The sequence below is a fragment of the Burkholderia aenigmatica genome, assembly GCF_048627025.1.
GTDB lineage: Bacteria > Pseudomonadota > Gammaproteobacteria > Burkholderiales > Burkholderiaceae > Burkholderia > Burkholderia aenigmatica.
In genome coordinates, this window is the sequence record NZ_CP184468.1 from 2,880,189 (window position 1) to 2,899,074 (window position 18,886).

Consider the following 18,886-nt stretch of genomic DNA (forward strand, 5'->3'; position numbering starts at 1 on the left):
CCCCGATCCCATCCCCTGCGTTCGCCCCGGAACAACGCTTCCACGCTGCCCCAAGCCTCATACGAATCCGGCCCTGCCGATCACCGTTCAAAAACCGGCGGACCAAATAAAAAACCCCGCCAACGCGGGGTTTTTGACGTCCTTAGATTCTAATCGATTTCGAATCAGGCGTAGCGGCGCAGGCGCGTCGCGAATTCCTGCAGCGCCTTGATGCCGCTTTGTTCTGCGCGATGGCACCAATCCTGCAATTGCGCGAGCAGCTGTTCGCGCGATGCGGTCGAGCGATCCCAGATCGCGGCGAGATCCTGGCGCAGCTGGAAGTACGTTTGCAGCTTCTGGCTGTTCGCGAAGATTTCCGGCAGCAGCTTCTTCTGCGGCTCGTCGAGGCCGTCGGCATCCTTGTGGAACCACTTGCGCGCGCCGCGCATCATCTGGTACTTCTCGCCGCCGATTTCCTTCAGGTGCGCGAGCTCCTGACGGTACGCACGCTTCACGGCCTTGCCGTAGCGCGCCATCACTTCGTAGCGGTTCGACAGCACGGCCTGCAGCGTTTCCTGGTCGAGCACCGTCTTCGGCTTGTTCAGGCGCGGCGTCGGCGCAACCTTCTTCACCTTCGCGAGACCGAACGCCGACATGATGCGGATGTACATCCAGCCGATGTCGAACTCGTACCACTTGTTCGACAGCTTCGCCGACGTCGCGAACGTGTGGTGGTTGTTGTGCAGTTCTTCGCCGCCGATCACGATGCCCCACGGGAACAGGTTCGTGCTCGCGTCGGCCGAGTTGAAGTTGCGATAACCCCAGAAGTGACCGAAGCCGTTGACGACGCCAGCCGCCCAGAACGGAATCCAGACCATCTGCACGGCCCACACGGTCAGGCCGATCACGCCGAACAGCGCGACGTCGATCACCATCATCAGGCTGATGCCGAGAATCGGGTACTTCGAATAGACATTGCGCTCGACCCAGTCGTTCGGCGTGCCGTGGCCGAACTTGCGCATCGTCTCTTCATTCTTCGCTTCCGCGCGATACAGCTCGGCGCCTTCGAGGAACACCTTCCAGATGCCGCGCGTCTGCGGGCTGTGCGGATCTTCCTCGGTCTCGCACTTCGCATGGTGCTTGCGGTGAATCGCGGCCCACTGGCCGGTCAGCATGCCGGTCGTCATCCACAGCCAGAGGCGGAAGAAGTGGCTCGCGATCGGATGCAGCTCAAGCGCGCGGTGCGCCTGGCAACGGTGCAGGTAGACCGTCACGCCGATGATCGTGACGTGCGTGACGGCGAGCGCGAACAGCGCGACCTGCCACCACGAAAAATGCAGGAGCCCGTGGGAAAGAAAATCGAGCAGGGAATTCAACAAGGCAGTTACCTGTGATGAGAGCGACGCCGGCCCGCGCCAAGCGTCAGAAAAATGAAAGCATACCGCGTGTAGACCAGAATTTTACTTCAACCGTTCCAAGTCTTTGTAAAAAATGAACATTTTCTTGCCCTGACGCAACAAGCGCAGTCCATGGGCGGACTTGGAAAGGCCCGCGATCCGGTTCCGACCGCGGGGTCGATACGATTGACGGCCGGCGTGCGCTACGCAGCCGGTGCGCGCCCGTCCCCCGCGCCGTTGCCGGCCGCCGGATCGAGCCCGGCCGCGGCAGGAAAACCGTCAGGCAACCCGACGACACGCACTTCGCGCTGCGGGAACGGAATCGAAATCCCGTGCTCGCTGAACAGGCGCCAGATGTTGCGGTTCACGCTCGAACGCACGCCGGACGTGCCTTTCGCCGAATCCTCGATCCAGAAACCGAGCTCCAGGTCGATCCCGTCCGCCCCGAAACTCACCAGATACGGGGTCGGAGCGGGCTCCGCCAGCACGCGCGGCACGCCCTTCGCGGCATCGGCGAGCAGCGTGAGCGCATGCTCGACGTCGCTCGTGTACGCGACCTGCACCGCGACCTTCGCGTAGCCGCGCGTCAGGTACGACGACTGGTTCTGCACGACGTCGGTGATCAGCTTCTCGTTCGGGATCAGCGTCTCGTTGCCGTCGAGGCCGCGCACGACCGTATAGCGCGTGCGGATCTGCGTGACGATGCCCTGCAGCCCGCCGACGCTGATCGCATCGCCGAGCCGCAGCGAGCGGTCGAGCAGGATGATGAAGCCCGACACGTAGTTGCTGGCGATCTTCTGCAGCCCGAAACCGAGGCCGACACCCACCGCGCCGCCGAACACGCCGAGCACCGTCACGTCGATGCCGACCAGCGACAGCCCGATCAGGATCGCCGCGAACACGAGCAGCGCGCGGCCGACCCGCGACAGCACGACCTTCAGGTTCGCGTCGAGCGTGCTCGCGCGCGTGAGGCGATCCTCGAGCACCGAACCGAGCCACATCGCGACCATCAGCGTCACGCACACCCACAACGCGCCCGAGATCACCGACAGCAGCGTGAGGTGCGCATTGGCGACACGGAACTGCACGCTGTCGAGCCAGCCGAGCACGTCGCGCTGGATGCCGAGCACCGTCAGCACCATCGCGGCCCACACGACGGTCGACACGATCTTCTCGACGATCGACAGCCACGCATGCGTGTGGCCGTCGCGCGCGAACACGCGCCGCGCGAAAAAGAACAGCACGTAGATCGACCCGATGCCGAACAGCGGCACGAGCGCAAGCGACAGCAGCGACGTCGACATGAACGGGTCGAACGCGAGCTGCGCGGCGCCGACGAACACGCTGCCGAACAGCGGGACCAACGCGCGCTTCAGGCTTTGCGCGCCCGCGCCGGGCGCGCGGCCAGCCGCGCGGCGACGCGCATCGATGCGGCCGTGCACGAAGCGCGCGGTCACCCACGCGAAGCACAGCGCGCCGACGAGGATCGCCGCCTGCCAGATCATCACCGGCTGGTGGAAGTCACGAATGACCGATGCCAGCCGGTGCGACAGCAGGCGGCTCTGCAGATTTTCCATCGTCCGTCCGGGCAGTCGTTACTGCGCGGCGCGCCGTTCGAGCACCGCGGCGAAGAAGCCGTCGGTCGCGTGACGATGCGGCCACAGCGACAGGTAGTCGCCCGTCTCCAGCTCGATGCGCTGGTCGGCCAGCACCTGCTGCGCCGGCACCAGCACGAAATCGGGATGATCGGCCAGGAACTGTTCGACGATGCGTTCGTTCTCGGCGTCGAGCACGCTGCAGGTCGCGTAGACGAGCCGGCCGCCCTTCTTCACGAGACGCGCGGCGCTCGCGAGGATCGACGCCTGCTTCGGCGTCAGCTCGTCGATCGCCGAGCGCGTCTGGCGCCACTTCAGGTCCGGGTTGCGGCGCAGCGTGCCGAGGCCGCTGCACGGTGCATCGACCAGCACGCGGTCGATCTTGCCGGCGAGCCGCTTGATCTTCGCATCGTGTTCGCTGTCGATCAGCACGGGGTTCACGTTCGACAGCCCGCTGCGCGCGAGGCGCGGCTTCAGCTTCGCCAGGCGCTTTTCCGACACGTCGAACGCATAGAGACGCCCGGTCGAGCGCATCATCGCGCCCAGCGCGAGCGTCTTGCCGCCCGCACCCGCGCAGAAATCGACGACCATCTCGCCGCGGCGCGGCGCGACCAGCGAGCACAGCAACTGGCTGCCTTCGTCCTGCACCTCGATCGCGCCTTCCTCGAACAGCCTCAGGCGCGTCAGCGCCGGCTTGCCGACCACGCGCACGCCGAACGGTGAAAACGGCGTCGCGCCCGCATCGATGCCTTCCGCGCGCAACCCGTCGATTACCTGATCACGGCTGGCCTTCTGCGCGTTGGCACGCAGGTCGAGCGGCGCCGGGTAGTTCAGCGCGGCGGCGAGCTGTGCAAGCTCCTCGCCATCGAAACGGGCCGACAGTGCCTGGTGGATCCAGTCGGGCAGGTTCGAGCGAATGCGCACCGGCAGGCTCGCCGGATCGATCTTCGACACGTGCTCGAGCCATGCGGACTCGGTGTCGGACAGGAACGGCCTCAGCGCGTTGCGGCCGACCGTCTGCATCAGGCCGAGCAGCGTGAGGCGCCGCGCGGGCGTACCCGTGCCGCTCTCGGCGAGATGCGAAAACTCCATCTTCCGGCGCAGCACCGCGAACACCGCTTCGGCGATCACGCCGCGCTCGGCATGCCCGAGCTTCGGGTGCGCGCGGAAGAACCGGCTCGTCGTCGCGTCGGCGGGGCCGGCGAACTTCAGCACCTCGGCCAGCAAAGTTTCGGTCTGGCCAATCAGGAATCCGTGCAGCTTCATACGCCCTCACTCGTTTCGGTATGCGGTTGATCCGCGAAAATCCAGCGCGCCTCTTCCGGCGCCACCACTGCACGGCCGTTCTCGAGGCGCAGACGCCCCTCGACGAACCAGCGCACCGCGCGCGGATACAGCACATGCTCGACCGTCAGCACGCGCTGCGCGAGCGCGGCCGCGTCGTCGCCCGCGCGCACGGGCACCGCGCCCTGCGCGACGATCGCGCCGCTGTCGAGCTCGGGAATCACGAAATGCACGCTCGCGCCATGCAGCGCGACACCCGCGTCGAGCGCCTGCTGGTGCGTGTGGATGCCCTTGAAGCTCGGCAGCAGCGACGGATGGATGTTCAGCAGCCGGCCTTCGTATCGTCTGACGAATGCGGGCGTGAGGATGCGCATGAAGCCGGCGAGGACCACGAGATCGGGCGCGAATCGGTCGATCTCGGCGGCCAGCGCCGCGTCGAAGCTGTCGCGGCCATCGAACGACCGGTGGTCGACCACCGCCGTCGCCACCCCGTGCGACGCGGCAAATGCCAGGCCGGCCGCGTCGGGCCGGTTGGCGATCACGGCGGCAACCTCGGCCGGCCAGCGTTCCTGCGCGCACGCGCGGACGATGGCCTCCATGTTGCTGCCGCGACCGGAAATCAGGATCACGAGTTTTTTCATTCGCGAATTTTACCATTCGCCCCCGCGTTTCCCCCCTTCTCGGCCGCCGGCCCGCCCGAACGTTTATAATCTTCTGCTTTGCGGCATCCCACCGCCCATTCCCCGACGCTGCATCCGCTATCGTGAAAGTCTTCCGCGGCCTGCCCAACGCCGAGAGCCGCGCCCCGTGCGCGCTGACGATCGGCAACTTCGACGGTGTCCATCGCGGCCACCAGGCCCTGCTCGCGCGCGTGCGCGCGGCAGCGGACGCGCGCGGCCTGCCCGTGTGCGTGATGACGTTCGAGCCGCACCCGCGCGAATTCTTCAACCCGGCCGGCGCGCCGCCGCGCATCGCGATGCTGCGCGACAAGCTCGAGGCGCTGCGCGATCACGGCGTCGACCGCGTGGTCGTCGAGCACTTCAACCACACGTTCGCGAGCCAGTCGCCGCAAACGTTCGTCGAACGCACGCTGGTGAACGGGCTGCACACGCGCTGGATGATGGTCGGCGACGATTTCTGCTACGGCGCGAAACGCGCGGGCACCTTCGACACGCTGAAGGCGGCCGGCGCGCAGTACGGTTTCGAGGTCGAGCAGATGGGTACGGTGGCCGGCAGCGACGGCACGCGCATCTCGAGTTCGGGCGTGCGCGCCGCGCTCGCGGCCGGCGATCTCGACGCGGCCGCGCAAGCGCTCGGCCACAGCTATGCGATCAGCGGCCACGTCGCGCACGGGCTGAAGCTCGGCCGCGACCTCGGCTTCCCGACGCTGAACATACCGATCGCCCACAAGCGGCCGGCGCTCGCGGGCATCTTCGTCGTGCAGGTGCACGGCCTCGGCCCGGCCCCGCTGCCGGGCGTCGCGAGCCTCGGCCTGCGCCCGACCGTCGACGATTCGGGCCGCGTGCTGCTCGAAGTCCACCTGCTCGACTGGCACGGCGATGCGTACGGCAAGCTCATCCGCGTCGAATTCCTGAAGAAGCTGCGCGACGAGGCGAAATTCGACGATCTCGAGGCGCTGTCGCGCGCGATCGCGCTGGACGTCGCGAATGCGCGCGCGTACTTCATCGAGCGCGACCGTGCGCCGGGCAGCCGCGCCACGGGCTTCTCGACGTCGGCCACCGACCGAATTAGCTGATCCGGACGGCGGCGCCCCGCGCCGCACCCTCGCGCCGCTCACTCGCGCGCACTCCCGATTCACGACGCTCGCGCGTCCCCCGAGATTTAGATAGCGATCCCATCATGAGCAACAAGAAAGCCGATTCGAAACCGCAGGCCAAGTATCCGGTCAACCTGCTCGACACGCCGTTCCCGATGCGCGGCGACCTGCCCAAGCGCGAGCCGCAGTGGGTCAAGGAATGGGAAGAGCGCGGCCTCTACGAGAAGATCCGCGCGGCCAGCGCTGGCCGGCCGAAGTTCATCCTGCACGACGGCCCGCCGTATGCGAACGGCGACATCCACCTCGGTCACGCCGTCAACAAGATCCTGAAGGATATCGTCGTCAAGTCGCGCAACATGGCCGGCTTCGACGCGCCGTACGTGCCGGGCTGGGACTGCCACGGGATGCCGATCGAGATCCAGATCGAGAAGCAGTTCGGCAAGTCGCTGCCGGCGGCCGAAGTGATGAGCAAGGCGCGCGCGTACGCGACCGAGCAGATCGAAAAGCAGAAGGTCGGCTTCAAGCGCCTGGGCGTGCTCGGCGACTGGGCCAATCCGTACAAGACGATGAACTTCCTCAACGAGGCGGAAGAGATCCGCGCGCTCGGCAAGATCATCGAGAAGGGTTATGTGTATCGCGGGCTGAAGCCGGTGAACTGGTGCTTCGACTGCGGCTCGGCGCTCGCCGAAGCGGAAGTCGAGTACAAGGACCGCACCGATCCGACGATCGACGTGATGTTCGCGTTCGCGGAACCGGAAAAGACCGCTCAGGCGTTCGGCCTGCCGGCCCTGCCGCGCGCCGAAGGCGGCATCGTGATCTGGACCACCACGCCGTGGACGATCCCGGCGAACCAGGCGCTGAACCTCCATCCGGAAATCGTCTACGCGCTGGTCGACACCGAGCGCGGGCTGCTGATCATCGCGGAAGAGCGCGTCGAAGCATGCATGACCGACTTCAAGCTGACCGGCCGCGTCATCGCGACGACGCCGGGCGTGAAGCTCGCGAACCTGCGCTTCCACCACCCGCTCGCGTCGGCCCACCCCGGCTACAAGCGCACCTCGCCCGCCTACCTCGGCGACTATGTGACGACCGACACGGGTACCGGCGTCGTGCACTCGTCGCCCGCGTACGGCATCGAGGACTTCGTGTCCTGCAAGGCGCACGGGATGACCGATGCGGACTTCATCAACCCGGTGATGGGCGACGGCCGCTATATCGAATCGCTGCCGCTGTTCGGCGGCCTGTCGATCTGGGACGCGAACCCGAAGATCATCGAGGCGTTGAATGCGGCCGGCTCGCTGCTGCGCAGCGAGAAGTACACGCACAGCTACATGCACTGCTGGCGCCACAAGACGCCGATCATCTACCGCGCGACGTCGCAGTGGTTCGCCGGCATGGACGTGACGCCGCGCGACGGCGGCAAGACGCTGCGCGAAACGGCGCTCGAAGGCGTCGACGCGACCGCGTTCTACCCGTCGTGGGGCAAGCAGCGCCTGTTCAGCATGATCGCGAACCGTCCCGACTGGACGCTGTCGCGCCAGCGCCAATGGGGCGTGCCGATGGCGTTCTTCGTGCACAAGGAAACCGGCGAGCTGCACCCGCGCACGCTCGAGCTGCTCGAGGAAGTCGCGAAGCGCGTCGAGCAGTCGGGCATCGAGGCGTGGCAAACGCTCGACCCGCGCGAGCTGATCGGCGACGACGCGAACCTGTACGAAAAGAACCGCGACACGCTCGACGTGTGGTTCGACTCGGGCACGACGCACTGGCACGTGCTGCGCGGCTCGCACAAGGATCAGCTGCAGTTCCCCGCCGATCTCTACCTCGAAGGTTCGGACCAGCACCGCGGCTGGTTCCACTCGTCGCTGCTCACGGCATCGATGATCGACGGCCGTGCGCCGTACAAGGGCCTGCTCACGCACGGCTTCACGGTCGACGGCGAAGGCCGCAAGATGAGCAAGTCGCTCGGCAACGGCATCGACCCGCATGAAGTCGCGAACCGCCTCGGCGCGGAAATCATCCGTCTGTGGATCGCGTCGACCGACTATTCGGGCGAGCTCGCGATCTCCGAGGAAATCCTGAAGCGCGTGACCGAAGGCTATCGCCGCATCCGCAACACGCTGCGCTTCCTGCTCGCGAACCTGTCGGACTTCGACTTCGCCCAGCACGCGGTACCGGTCGAGGAATGGCTGGAAATCGACCGCTATGCGGTCGCGTTCTCGCAGCAACTGCAGACGGAGCTGCTCGGCCACTACGAGAAGTACGAATTCCACCCGGTCGTCGCGAAGCTGCAGACGTACTGCTCGGAAGATCTCGGCGGCTTCTACCTCGACGTGCTGAAGGACCGCCTGTACACGAGCGCGGCCGATTCGCGCGCCCGCCGCTCCGCACAGACGGCGCTGTATCACCTGACGCACGGCCTGCTGCGCGTGCTCGCACCGTTCCTGTCGTTCACGGCGGAGGAAGCGTGGAAGGTGTTCCAGCCGGCCAGCGACACGATCTTCACGGAAACCTACTACGCGTATCCGGAAGTCGCCGGCTCCGCCCCGCTGATCGAGAAGTGGGCGCTGCTGCGCGATGTACGCGGCAACGTGACGAAGGCGCTCGAGGAAGCGCGCACCGCGAACCGCATCGGTTCGTCGCTGCAGGCCGAAGTCGCGGTGCACGCGAGCGGCGCACGCTACGACGCGCTCACGAGCCTCGGCGACGATCTCAAGTTCGTGCTGATCACGTCGGCTGCGACGGTGGTCAAGGTCGACGACGAAGCGCAGGAAAGCGTCGACGTGGCCGCGTCGAAGTACCAGAAGTGCGAGCGCTGCTGGCACTACCGCGAAGATGTCGGCGCGCACGCCGATCATCCGACGCTGTGCGGCCGCTGCTTCTCCAACCTGTTTGAAAACGGCGAAATCCGGAGCGCTGCTTAACTATGGCGAAAACCCTGTCGAAACCGGCCAGCGGCGCGCTTGCGCCCTGGCTCGGCATTTCGCTGATCGTGATCCTGTTCGACCAGCTGTCGAAGATCTCGATCCTGAAAACGTTCGTGTACGGCGCGCAGCACGAGCTGACGTCGTTCTTCAACCTCGTGCTGGTGTACAACCGCGGCGCCGCGTTCGGCTTCCTGTCGACCGCGGGCGGCTGGCAGCGCTGGGCGTTCACCGCGCTCGGCATCGCCGCGACGCTCGTGATCTGCTTCCTGTTGAAGCGTCATGGCCAGCAGCGTATGTTCAGCCTGTCGCTCGCCCTGATCCTCGGCGGCGCACTCGGCAACGTGATCGACCGGCTCGTCTACGGCCACGTGATCGACTTCCTCGATTTCCACCTCGGCGCCTGGCACTTCCCGGCGTTCAACCTCGCCGATTCCGCGATTACGATCGGCGCGGTGCTGCTGATCTACGACGAACTGCGTCGCGTGCGCGGCTCACGCTAAGCGCGCATACTCGGCGTCGACGGCCGGCTTCGCGCCGGCCGTTCCGTTCGACCCTTGGAGGCCTGAGTTGGCACACGCAGAACTCGCTGGAAAACACCTCGTTCTCGGCCTGACGGGCGGCATCGCCTGCTACAAGATCGCCGAGCTCACCCGGCTGCTCACGAAGGCCGGCGCGACCGTCCAGGTCGCGATGACCGAAGCCGCGACCCAGTTCATCACGCCCGTCACGATGCAGGCGCTGTCGGGCCGGCCCGTCTACACGAGCCAGTGGGACGCGCGCGTCGACAACAACATGGCGCACATCGACCTGTCGCGCGAAGCCGACGCGATCGTGATCGCGCCCGCGTCGACGGATTTCCTCGCGAAGCTCGCGCACGGGTTCGCGGACGACCTGCTGTCCACGCTGTGCGTCGCGCGCGACTGTCCGTTGCTCGTTGTCCCCGCAATGAACCGCCAGATGTGGCAGAACCCGGCCACGCAGCGCAACGCCGCGCAACTGCGCGCGGATGGCGTGTCGGTGCTCGGCCCGGATTCGGGTGCGCAGGCGTGCGGCGAAGTCGGCGACGGCCGCATGCTCGAGCCCGAGGCGATCTATGAAGCGATCGTCGCGCACTTCGCGCCGAAGGTGCTCGCGCACCGGCGCGTGCTGATCACGGCCGGCCCGACGTTCGAGCCGCTCGACCCGGTGCGCGGCCTCACGAACCGCTCGAGCGGCAAGATGGGCTTCGCGCTCGCGCGCGCCGCGCAGCAGGCTGGCGCCGACGTGCATCTCGTCGCGGGGCCGGTGGCGCTCGACACGCCGTGGGGCGTCTACCGCCAGGACGTGCAGACGGCCCAGCAGATGTACGACGCGGTCATGCATGCCGTCGCCGATGCCGACATCTTCATCGCGGTGGCCGCGGTCGCCGACTGGCGCGTTGCGCAGCCGGCCGAGCACAAGATGAAGAAGACGGCAGACCACAAGGTGCCCGCGCTCGCGTTCGTCGAGAACCCCGACATCCTCGCGTCGGTCGCGGCGCTGCCCGATCCGCCGTTCTGCGTCGGGTTCGCGGCGGAAAGCGGCGACCTCGACGTGCACGGCGACGAGAAGCGCAAGCGCAAGAACGTGCCGCTGCTCGTCGGCAACCTCGGCCCGCTGACGTTCGGCCGCGACGACAACGAAGTCGTGCTGTTCGAGGCCGCCGGCCTCACGCGCCTGCCGCGCGCACCGAAGGACGAACTCGCGCACACGCTCGTCGCGGAAATCGCGAAGCGCCTGCCCGACAACCGCCTGATCTGATCTCCCGCGCGGCGGCCGTCGCTGCCGCGCCCTTCCCGACCCATCCGACGACCGCATGAAACTCGACCTGAAGATTCTCGACGCGCGCATGCGCGACTACCTGCCTGCCTACGCAACCACCGGCAGCGCAGGCCTCGACCTGCGTGCGTGCCTCGATGCGCCGCTGACGCTGAAGCCGGGCGAAACGGCGCTCGTGCCGACCGGCCTCGCGATCCATCTCGCCGATCCCGGCTACGCGGCGCTGATCCTGCCGCGCTCGGGCCTCGGCCACAAGCACGGCATCGTGCTCGGCAACCTCGTCGGCCTGATCGATTCCGACTACCAGGGCCAGTTGATGATCTCGACGTGGAACCGCGGCCAGACCGAGTTCGTGCTGAACCCGTTCGAGCGCCTCGCGCAACTCGTGATCGTGCCGGTCGTGCAGGCGCAGTTCAACATCGTCGACGACTTCGCCGAAAGCGATCGTGGCGAGGGCGGCTTTGGCAGCACCGGCCGTCACTGAACGACGCAATGAAAAAGGGGCCTCCTGGAAGGCCCCTTTTTCTTTTCCTTCGCCGTCATTCCTCGACGGGTTGTGCGATCCGCACGGGCGTCAGGCCGCGCTGCCGCGCCTGGGCCACGATCGCGTAGATCACCAGCGCGACCAGCACCCCAAGCAGCACGGCCGACGAACCGATCGTGCCGAGCGCGAGACCGCCCTTCGCCACCGGCTTCGTCAGCAGGTCGCCGACCGTCGCGCCGAACGGGCGCGTGAGCACGAACGCGGCCCAGAACAGCAGCACACCCGAGATCCGCGTGAAGTAGTGGGCGAGCACGATCAGTGAGAGCAGCCTGCCGATCAGCAGCGCGCCGCCGCCGAATCCGAGCCCCGAGCTGTCCGCGAGGAAATCGCCGAGCGCGGTGCCGAGCGTATTCGAGAACAGGATCGCGATCCAGTACAGCAGCTCGACCTTGCGCGTGCGGATCAGGTCCACCGACAGCGATTCGCCGCTGAGTCGCCACACCGCGAAGATGGCCAGCAGGATCGCGACCAGGATCGACGAGCCGGCTGCATAGCCGAGGCCGAGCGTGCGGTCCATGAAGTCCGACATCGTGGTGCCGGCCGTGCTCGTCGCGACGATCACGGCCCAGTAGATGGCCGGGCGATAGCGTGTCGTTTTGAGCTGCGCGCCCAGCGTCACGAGAAAGAAACCGAACAGCAGGATGGAGCTCACCGCGTAGCCGACGTTCAGCGTCATCGACAGCAGGTCGCCGCCGGTTTCGCCAAGCGTCGTCGCGCAGATCTTCATGATCCAGAATGCGAGCGTGATTTCGGGAAGTTTGTTCATTCGAACCCCTTTATGCAGGAAAGCGGCGGTCCGGCGCGTGCCGGCCCGCCTTGCAGACAGGATCGAATGTAGTCGCCGCGGGCTTAACGGCACCTTAGCGAACGGGGAATCGACGCGGGCGGCCGCGCCATGGCCATCAACGCGCGTGTTGGTGCCGGTAATGCAGCGCGTACGCGAGCGTGAGCAGCACGACGAACACGACGCCGACCACCATCGTCATCCGGAATTCACGCGTGAACGCGGTCGTGAACAGGATCGCCGCGACGAGCCCCGCACCGAGCAGGCTGCCGAACGGGTGCCCCCACATCCGGAACGCGAGCGCGGGGCCGCGATACCGCGCACGGAAGCGCAGGTGCGTGACGAAGATCATCAGCCACGTGAACAGCGCGCCGAACATCGCGATCGCCATCATCACGGTGAACGCGGTGTCGGGCGCCAGCGCGACCAGCACGGCCGCCACCGCGACGCCGCTCGTCGAGATCCACAGCGCCGCGCGCGGCACGCCGTTCGTGCCGAGCCGGCCGAACACCGCCGGCGCGAGTCGCGCGCGCGACAGGCTGAACATCATCCGCGTCGTCACGTAAAGCTGGCTGTTCATCGCCGACAGCGCCGCGATCAGCAGCACGAAGTTGATCACGCCCGCCGCGTACGGCACGTGAGTCGCAGCCATCACCTTCACGAACGGGCTTTCGTCGGTACCGGCCTGCGTCCACGGCACGATCGCGAGCATCAGCGACAGCGTCAGCAGGTAGAACAGCACGAGCCGGAACACGGTCGAGCGGAACGCGCGCGTGACCGCGTGCTGCGGATCGCGTGCCTCGCCGGCCGCGATCGCGACGGCTTCGATGCTCATGTAGCTGAAGATTGCGACGATCACCGCGACCCAGGTACCCCACGGCCCCTTCGGCATGAAGCCGCCGTGCGCGGTGTAGTTCGCGAAACCGATGCCCGATGCGGCCGGTGCCGACCACACGAGATACGCGCCGAGCACGATGAACACGATGATCGCCGCGATCTTCAGCAGCGAGAACGCATATTCGACCGTGCCGTACAGCGTGACGCTCGCGAGGTTCACGGCGATCAGCAGCGCGGAGAAGCCGATTACCCAGTACCAGCCGGGCACGGCCGGGAACCAGTACTTCATGAACACGGCGATCGCGCTGATCTCGGTGCCGATCGCAAACACGACCGCGAACCAGTACGCATAGCGCACCAGGAAGCCCGCGAGCGGGCCGACATAGTGCTCGGCATACGCGCCGAACGAGCCGGCCGTCGGGTGCGCGACCGTCATTTCCGCGAGCGCGCCCATCAGCAGCAGCGCGATCAGCGCACCGATCGCATACGAGACCAGCACGCTCGGGCCGGCGAGCCCGATCGCGAACCCGCTGCCGAGGAACAGCCCCGTGCCGATCGCGCCGCCGATCGCGATCATCGCCATCTGCCCTGACGTCAGCGCATGGCGCAAACCCTGTTCGCGCGCGACGATGTCGTCGAACGTCCGTTGTTGTTGTGTCACTGCGTTGCCACTCCCCTGCACCACCCACGCGCCGCCGGCGCCAGATAAAACGAAACGGCGCGGAAGACATCCCGCGCCGTTCGCATGAACTACCCGATTATCGCTTACTCGACTTCGACCGCCTCTTCGTTCGGCTTGTGCGGCGGATTCGCCAGCTTGTCGAACGACAACTGCACCTTGTCGTTTTCGTCGACGTCGACCGTCACGTGGCCGCCGTTGACGAGCTTGCCGAACAGCAACTCGTCGGCCAGCGCGCGCCGGATCGTGTCCTGGATCAGCCGCTGCATCGGCCGCGCGCCCATCAGCGGGTCGAAGCCGTGCTTCGCGAGATGCTTGCGCAACGCGTCGGTGAAGAGCGCATCGACCTTCTTCTCGTGCAGCTGTTCCTCGAGCTGGATCAGGAACTTGTCGACCACGCGCATGATGATTTCCTCATCGAGCGAGCGGAAGCTGATGATCGAATCCAGGCGGTTGCGGAACTCCGGCGTGAACAGGCGCTTGATGTCGGTCATCTCGTCGCCCGTCTCGCGGCGCGTCGTGAAGCCGATCGTCGCCTTCTGCATCGACTCGGCGCCCGCGTTCGTCGTCATGATGATGATGACGTTGCGGAAATCCGCCTTGCGGCCGTTGTTGTCCGTCAGCGTGCCGTGGTCCATCACCTGCAGCAGCACGTTGAAGATGTCCGGATGCGCCTTCTCGATTTCGTCGAGCAGCAGCACGCAGTGCGGCTTCTTCGTGACGGCTTCGGTCAAGAGGCCACCCTGGTCGAACCCGACGTAGCCCGGCGGCGCGCCGATCAGGCGGCTCACCGCGTGACGTTCCATGTATTCCGACATGTCGAAGCGGATCAGCTCGATGCCGAGCGTGAACGCGAGCTGGCGCGCCACTTCGGTCTTGCCGACGCCCGTCGGGCCGGAGAACAGGAACGCGCCGATCGGCTTGTCCATCTTGCCGAGGCCCGCGCGCGCCATCTTGATCGACGCAGCCAGTGCGTCGATCGCCGGATCCTGGCCGAACACGACGCTCTTCAGGTCGCGGTCGAGCGTCTGCAGCTTGCTGCGGTCGTCCTGCGACACGCTCTGCGGCGGCACACGCGCGATCTTCGAGATGATTTCCTCGATTTCGCTCTTGCCGATCGTCTTCTTCTGCTTCGACTTCGGCAGGATGCGCTGGGCGGCACCCGCTTCGTCGATCACGTCGATCGCCTTGTCCGGCAGGTGACGGTCGGTGATGAAGCGTGCCGACAGTTCGGCCGCGGCCGACAGCGCACCCGACGAATACTTGACGCCGTGATGCTCCTCGAAGCGCGACTTCAGCCCGCGCAGGATCGCGACCGTCTGCTCGACGGTCGGCTCCGTCACGTCGACCTTCTGGAAGCGCCGCGACAGCGCCGCATCCTTCTCGAAGATGCCGCGATACTCGGTGAAGGTGGTCGCGCCGATGCACTTGAGCGTGCCCGACGACAGCGCCGGCTTCAGCAGGTTCGACGCATCGAGCGTGCCGCCCGACGCGGCACCCGCGCCGATCAGCGTATGGATTTCGTCGATGAACAGGATCGCGTGCGGACGCTCCTTCAGCTCTTTCAGCACCGTCTTCAGGCGTTGCTCGAAATCGCCGCGGTACTTGGTGCCCGCGAGCAGCGCGCCCATGTCGAGCGAGTAGACCTGCGCGTTCGCGAGGATGTCCGGCACCTCGCCGCGCGTGATGCGATACGCGAGCCCTTCCGCGATCGCGGTCTTGCCGACACCGGCCTCGCCGACGAGCAGCGGATTGTTCTTGCGGCGACGGCACAGCACCTGGACCACGCGCTCGACCTCGGGCTCGCGACCGATCAGCGGATCGATGCGGCCGTCCTTCGCCATCTGGTTCAGGTTCTGCGTGAATTGCGCGAGCGGCGTTTCCTTCTGCGCATTCGCGTCTTCGCTTTCCGCGTTCGCATCGGCCGACTTTGCGGCTTCGCCGTTGTTCGTCTTCGCGATGCCGTGCGAAATGAAGTTCACGACGTCGAGGCGCGTGACGCCCTGCTGCTGCAGGTAGTACACCGCGTGCGAATCCTTCTCGCCGAAGATCGCGACCAGCACGTTCGCGCCGGTGACTTCCTTCTTGCCGTTCGACGTCGACTGGACGTGCATGATCGCGCGCTGGATCACGCGCTGGAAACCGAGCGTCGGCTGGGTATCGACATCGTCGGTGCCCGGGACGGTAGGTGTGTTGTCGTGGATGAAATTGCGCAGGTTCTGACGCAAGTCCTCGATGTTTGCCGCGCACGCGCGCAACACCTCGGCTGCCGTCGGATTATCCAGCAGGGCCAGCAGCAAATGCTCGACCGTAATGAACTCATGGCGCGCCTGGCGTGCTTCCATGAACGCCATGTGCAGGCTGACTTCCAATTCCTGGGCAATCATGCTTCCTCCATCACGCACTGCAGCGGATGCCCGGCCTGCCGCGCATGGGTAACGACTTGCTCAACCTTGGTCGACGCGATGTCCCGCGTATAGACCCCACAAACCCCTCGCCCTTCGCGATGGACCTTCAGCATGATCTGCGTGGCCGTCTCGCGATCCTTCTTGAAATACTCCTGGACCACCATCACGACGAACTCCATCGGTGTGAAGTCGTCGTTCAGCAGCACCACCTTGTACATCGAAGGCGGCTTGAGCTTCTGCTGCTTGCGTTCCAGGACGGTGCTGTCCTGCTTGTCCGGGATAATCGCCATACACCCATTCTAAACAACTCGGACAGGCCCGCAATCCTGCCATTACCCGACCGACCGGCCGGCGCCCTCCCCGGAATCCCGGAACACGCGATCTTCTTCGTGCCACACGAAAGCCGGCTGCGGTGCCGGCTTTCACGCGTGGCGCGGAACACGAACCGTCAGGGGGAACCGCACCGGAACGTCGTGTCCGCATCCAGTATCCCACAAGCCGGGACGACTCGAACGCGTGTCACTCGAGCCTGGTATATGAGCCGATTATGCGGCTTTTCAAGACCTCGCGCTTGGCCGCGTGCTGCCAAGCAAAGCCGGAAAAACCCTGAAAATGGGTTCTTTACAACGACCCTCTAAACGTCTAAAAATTCCACTTGACACTCCAATAAAGAGCGCCAACAATCAAGCTGGCACTTTTTTCAATTTGCCGGTTGGCAAAATGAAAGAGGCCGAAGGTGAGCTTGTGAGGGGGGAACGGCTGTATTTTCCGGTCGTTTAGCTTTTCGAGCGTGCTCGTGGTAAGTAGCAGCGACTGTGTGACAGGGGAAGTAGGAAATGGCAACTGGTATCGTTAAGTGGTTCAACGACGCGAAGGGCTTCGGTTTCATCACTCCCGATGAGGGCGGTGAAGATCTGTTTGCGCACTTCTCGGCTATCACCATGAATGGCTTCAAGACGCTGAAGGAAGGCCAGAAGGTGAGCTTTGACGTCGTTCAAGGACCGAAGGGCAAGCAAGCGTCGAACATCCAGGCCGCATAAGGCACCGGATATCTGACGAAGAAACCCGGCGCATGTATTGCGCCGGGTTTCTTTATTTGAGGCCGGCCAATCGATAATCGATTGGCCGGCCTTTTCGTTCAATCCCGATAATTGAACACGCATTGTCTTGTCTCGCGCGCAAATCGGATACTCGTCCGGCACGTGAAACATAATCGCTACTTCGTTACACGACCTTCAGCGTGCCCATCATGCCGAGATCCTCGTGTTCGAGAATGTGGCAATGAAACATGCGCTCGCCGGGCATGTCTTGCGTGACGAGAATCGTCACGGTTTCACCGCTGCGTACGTTCACGGTATCGCGCCATGCACGGAACGGCTCGCTCGTGCGCGAACCGCCCGACGCACGCTCGATCACCTGGAACTGCGTGCCGTGCAGGTGGAACGGGTGATCCATGTCGGTGCCATTGCGGATCGTCCAGCGCTCGACGTCGCCACGGCGGCTCGTGAGCGTCGCGCGGTGCGGCGCGTAGGTGTCGCCGTTGATCGTGAAGCGCATGCCCGCCGGGCGGCCGTGCGCCCCGCCCTTCATCATCGCGTCCATGTCCATCTCTTCGCCGAACGCGACCTCCTTGTGCGCGACCGGCTCGCCCAGCGATGGCACCGCGCGCAGCGTTGCCGGCAGCGCACGTGCGGCGGCCGGCGCGAACGCGACGTCGGCCAGGGCCAGCGCCGGATCGGGCGGCAGGCTGCCGTGCCCGTCGTCGTGCGACATCGACATCTTGCGGCGGTCGTATTCAGCCGCCTGCAGCACCGCGCGCGACGGGCGATCGCCGGCACGCACCAGCAGCTCCGCCCGTTCGCCCGGCGCGATCAGCAGCGACGTGACGCGGCGCGGTGCGTCGAACAGCCCGCCGTCGGTGCCCGCGTGCTCGAACGCACGGCCGTCGTCGAACGCGACGCGCAGGTAGCGCGCGCTGCACGCGTTCCACACGCGCCACCGCTCGTCGCCCGCGACGTCGATCCGCGGCCGGCGCGCGCCGTTGACCAGCACGAACTGGCCCTCGCGGCCGTTCATCCAGTCCATCATGTCGTTCGGTGCAATCGTGCCGTCGCGCGCAAGCTTCAGGTCCGACACGAACAGGTTGCGCTCGGGCCAGCCCGCCAGCGGATCGTCCGCGGCGCGCACGATGAACGGGCCGGCCAGCCCGCGGAAGACCTGCTCGGCCGTCATCATGTGCGGATGCGGGTGGTACCAGTAGGTGCCGGCACTCCCCTTCGGCAGCGTGAAGCGGTACACGCGCGACGCGCCGGGCGCGACGGGATCGGACGGATTACCGTCCTGGTCGGGCGGCACGGGCAGGCCGTGCCAGTGGATCGTCGACGGCTGCGGTAGCTGGTTCACGAACTTGATCTCGACCGTGTCGCCCTCGCGCACGTCGATCAGCGGACCGACGACGGGGCCCTGCGTGCCCGCACCGAACTGCCAGAATGTGGTCGGCCGTGCGCCGTGCAGCATCGGGCGCGCTACCGGCTGCGCCACCAGCGTGGCCCGGAACGTGCCGGGCTCGCGGCTTTCGTTCGCGAGCGTGCGCAGCGCCGCAAGCGGCGCGCCGGCCGGCAGCGCGTCGGCGGCCGCGAGCGCAGCCGGGGCGGACTTGCCGTGCTGCCCGTGCCCTGCCATCCCCGACATGCCGGACATACCGGGCATATCGTCCATCGAGTCCATACCGGCCATGCCTGCGTGACCGGCATGCTGCGCCCACGCGGCGCGCGCGAACAGCGACGCGGCCGCGACACCGATGGCGCGCGACAGGAAGGTTCTCCGTATCATCAATCGTTCCTCGTTATCCATGCTGCGTCGCGCGGCCGCCGCAACGCCC

Annotated in this window: 15 protein-coding genes; 6 read left to right on the forward strand and 9 right to left on the reverse strand. The window is 66.0% G+C overall.

What is annotated here, in order from left to right; all coding sequences use genetic code 11:
* Positions 1 to 164 precede the first annotated feature (164 nt).
* The 4 genes from ACN8ZM_RS13525 to purN all read right to left on the reverse strand — a co-directional run bounded on the left by ACN8ZM_RS13525 (position 165) and on the right by purN (position 4,896).
* A complete protein-coding gene (locus tag ACN8ZM_RS13525) occupies positions 165 to 1,358 on the reverse strand; it encodes a DesA family fatty acid desaturase (protein WP_039368179.1) in 1,194 nt (397 codons plus the stop codon).
* 221 nt (positions 1,359 to 1,579) lie between these two features.
* On the reverse strand, positions 1,580 to 2,953 hold the full coding sequence (locus tag ACN8ZM_RS13530; protein WP_420210127.1) for a mechanosensitive ion channel family protein: 1,374 nt from the start codon (positions 2,951 to 2,953) through the stop codon (positions 1,580 to 1,582).
* An 18-nt stretch (positions 2,954 to 2,971) separates the two neighbouring features.
* The gene (locus ACN8ZM_RS13535) at positions 2,972 to 4,237 is read right to left on the reverse strand and encodes an RsmB/NOP family class I SAM-dependent RNA methyltransferase (protein WP_175024835.1); all 1,266 of its coding nucleotides are present in this window, start codon (positions 4,235 to 4,237) and stop codon (positions 2,972 to 2,974) included.
* The gene (gene purN, locus ACN8ZM_RS13540; RefSeq protein ID WP_043189977.1) at positions 4,234 to 4,896 is read right to left on the reverse strand and encodes a phosphoribosylglycinamide formyltransferase; all 663 of its coding nucleotides are present in this window, start codon (positions 4,894 to 4,896) and stop codon (positions 4,234 to 4,236) included. The genes ACN8ZM_RS13535 and purN overlap by 4 nt, the downstream gene beginning before the upstream one ends.
* Positions 4,897 to 5,018: 122 nt before the next feature.
* Here purN and ACN8ZM_RS13545 point away from each other — a divergent pair, with 122 nt between their 5' ends.
* From ACN8ZM_RS13545 to dut, 5 genes are all read left to right on the forward strand, one after another.
* Positions 5,019 to 6,011: a bifunctional riboflavin kinase/FAD synthetase gene (locus ACN8ZM_RS13545; protein WP_420210128.1), complete on the forward strand. Its 993-nt coding sequence runs from the start codon at positions 5,019 to 5,021 to the stop codon at positions 6,009 to 6,011.
* A 104-nt stretch (positions 6,012 to 6,115) separates the two neighbouring features.
* The gene (gene ileS / locus ACN8ZM_RS13550; RefSeq protein ID WP_420210129.1) at positions 6,116 to 8,953 is read left to right on the forward strand and encodes an isoleucine--tRNA ligase; all 2,838 of its coding nucleotides are present in this window, start codon (positions 6,116 to 6,118) and stop codon (positions 8,951 to 8,953) included.
* Positions 8,954 to 8,955: 2 nt separating this feature from the next.
* Entirely contained in the window at positions 8,956 to 9,456 is a 501-nt protein-coding gene (gene lspA / locus ACN8ZM_RS13555; RefSeq protein WP_089451152.1) for a signal peptidase II, read from the forward strand.
* Positions 9,457 to 9,523: 67 nt separating this feature from the next.
* The gene (gene coaBC, locus ACN8ZM_RS13560; protein WP_122946091.1) at positions 9,524 to 10,735 is read left to right on the forward strand and encodes a bifunctional phosphopantothenoylcysteine decarboxylase/phosphopantothenate--cysteine ligase CoaBC; all 1,212 of its coding nucleotides are present in this window, start codon (positions 9,524 to 9,526) and stop codon (positions 10,733 to 10,735) included.
* Between the two features lie 55 nt (positions 10,736 to 10,790).
* Positions 10,791 to 11,237: a dUTP diphosphatase gene (dut, locus tag ACN8ZM_RS13565; protein WP_089451154.1), complete on the forward strand. Its 447-nt coding sequence runs from the start codon at positions 10,791 to 10,793 to the stop codon at positions 11,235 to 11,237.
* Positions 11,238 to 11,292: 55 nt separating this feature from the next.
* Here dut and ACN8ZM_RS13570 read toward each other — a convergent pair whose 3' ends face one another.
* From ACN8ZM_RS13570 to clpS, 4 genes are all read right to left on the reverse strand, one after another.
* Positions 11,293 to 12,063: a hypothetical protein gene (locus ACN8ZM_RS13570; RefSeq protein ID WP_420210130.1), complete on the reverse strand. Its 771-nt coding sequence runs from the start codon at positions 12,061 to 12,063 to the stop codon at positions 11,293 to 11,295.
* A gap of 136 nt (positions 12,064 to 12,199) precedes the next feature.
* On the reverse strand, positions 12,200 to 13,579 hold the full coding sequence (locus ACN8ZM_RS13575) for an amino acid permease (RefSeq protein ID WP_043190011.1): 1,380 nt from the start codon (positions 13,577 to 13,579) through the stop codon (positions 12,200 to 12,202).
* Between the two features lie 104 nt (positions 13,580 to 13,683).
* The gene (clpA, locus tag ACN8ZM_RS13580) at positions 13,684 to 15,984 is read right to left on the reverse strand and encodes an ATP-dependent Clp protease ATP-binding subunit ClpA (protein WP_043190014.1); all 2,301 of its coding nucleotides are present in this window, start codon (positions 15,982 to 15,984) and stop codon (positions 13,684 to 13,686) included.
* Entirely contained in the window at positions 15,981 to 16,295 is a 315-nt protein-coding gene (gene clpS / locus ACN8ZM_RS13585; protein WP_006398529.1) for an ATP-dependent Clp protease adapter ClpS, read from the reverse strand. The genes clpA and clpS overlap by 4 nt, the downstream gene beginning before the upstream one ends.
* Before the next feature lie 546 nt (positions 16,296 to 16,841).
* Between clpS and ACN8ZM_RS13590 the strand changes: the two genes are divergently transcribed.
* Positions 16,842 to 17,045 carry a cold-shock protein gene (locus tag ACN8ZM_RS13590; protein WP_006478030.1) on the forward strand — a complete coding sequence of 68 codons (204 nt, stop codon included), beginning with the start codon at positions 16,842 to 16,844 and terminating at the stop codon, positions 17,043 to 17,045.
* Positions 17,046 to 17,229: 184 nt separating this feature from the next.
* Here ACN8ZM_RS13590 and ACN8ZM_RS13595 read toward each other — a convergent pair whose 3' ends face one another.
* Positions 17,230 to 18,837: a multicopper oxidase family protein gene (locus tag ACN8ZM_RS13595; protein WP_420210131.1), complete on the reverse strand. Its 1,608-nt coding sequence runs from the start codon at positions 18,835 to 18,837 to the stop codon at positions 17,230 to 17,232.
* Positions 18,838 to 18,886: the final 49 nt, after the last annotated feature.

What these genes read in the sequence shown, in the direction of transcription:
- clpS (WP_006398529.1), bottom strand. Translation starts at nt 16,295, where the DNA reads ATGGCGATTATCCCGGACAAGCAGGACAGCACCGTCCTGGAACGCAAG.
- ileS (WP_420210129.1), top strand. Translation starts at nt 6,116, where the DNA reads ATGAGCAACAAGAAAGCCGATTCGAAACCGCAGGCCAAGTATCCGGTC.
- dut (WP_089451154.1), top strand. Translation starts at nt 10,791, where the DNA reads ATGAAACTCGACCTGAAGATTCTCGACGCGCGCATGCGCGACTACCTG.
- lspA (WP_089451152.1), top strand. Translation starts at nt 8,956, where the DNA reads ATGGCGAAAACCCTGTCGAAACCGGCCAGCGGCGCGCTTGCGCCCTGG.
- clpA (WP_043190014.1), bottom strand. Translation starts at nt 15,984, where the DNA reads ATGATTGCCCAGGAATTGGAAGTCAGCCTGCACATGGCGTTCATGGAA.
- purN (WP_043189977.1), bottom strand. Translation starts at nt 4,896, where the DNA reads ATGAAAAAACTCGTGATCCTGATTTCCGGTCGCGGCAGCAACATGGAG.
- ACN8ZM_RS13530 (WP_420210127.1), bottom strand. Translation starts at nt 2,953, where the DNA reads ATGGAAAATCTGCAGAGCCGCCTGCTGTCGCACCGGCTGGCATCGGTC.
- ACN8ZM_RS13595 (WP_420210131.1), bottom strand. Translation starts at nt 18,837, where the DNA reads ATGATACGGAGAACCTTCCTGTCGCGCGCCATCGGTGTCGCGGCCGCG.
- ACN8ZM_RS13590 (WP_006478030.1), top strand. Translation starts at nt 16,842, where the DNA reads ATGGCAACTGGTATCGTTAAGTGGTTCAACGACGCGAAGGGCTTCGGT.
- ACN8ZM_RS13535 (WP_175024835.1), bottom strand. Translation starts at nt 4,237, where the DNA reads ATGAAGCTGCACGGATTCCTGATTGGCCAGACCGAAACTTTGCTGGCC.
- ACN8ZM_RS13570 (WP_420210130.1), bottom strand. Translation starts at nt 12,063, where the DNA reads ATGAACAAACTTCCCGAAATCACGCTCGCATTCTGGATCATGAAGATC.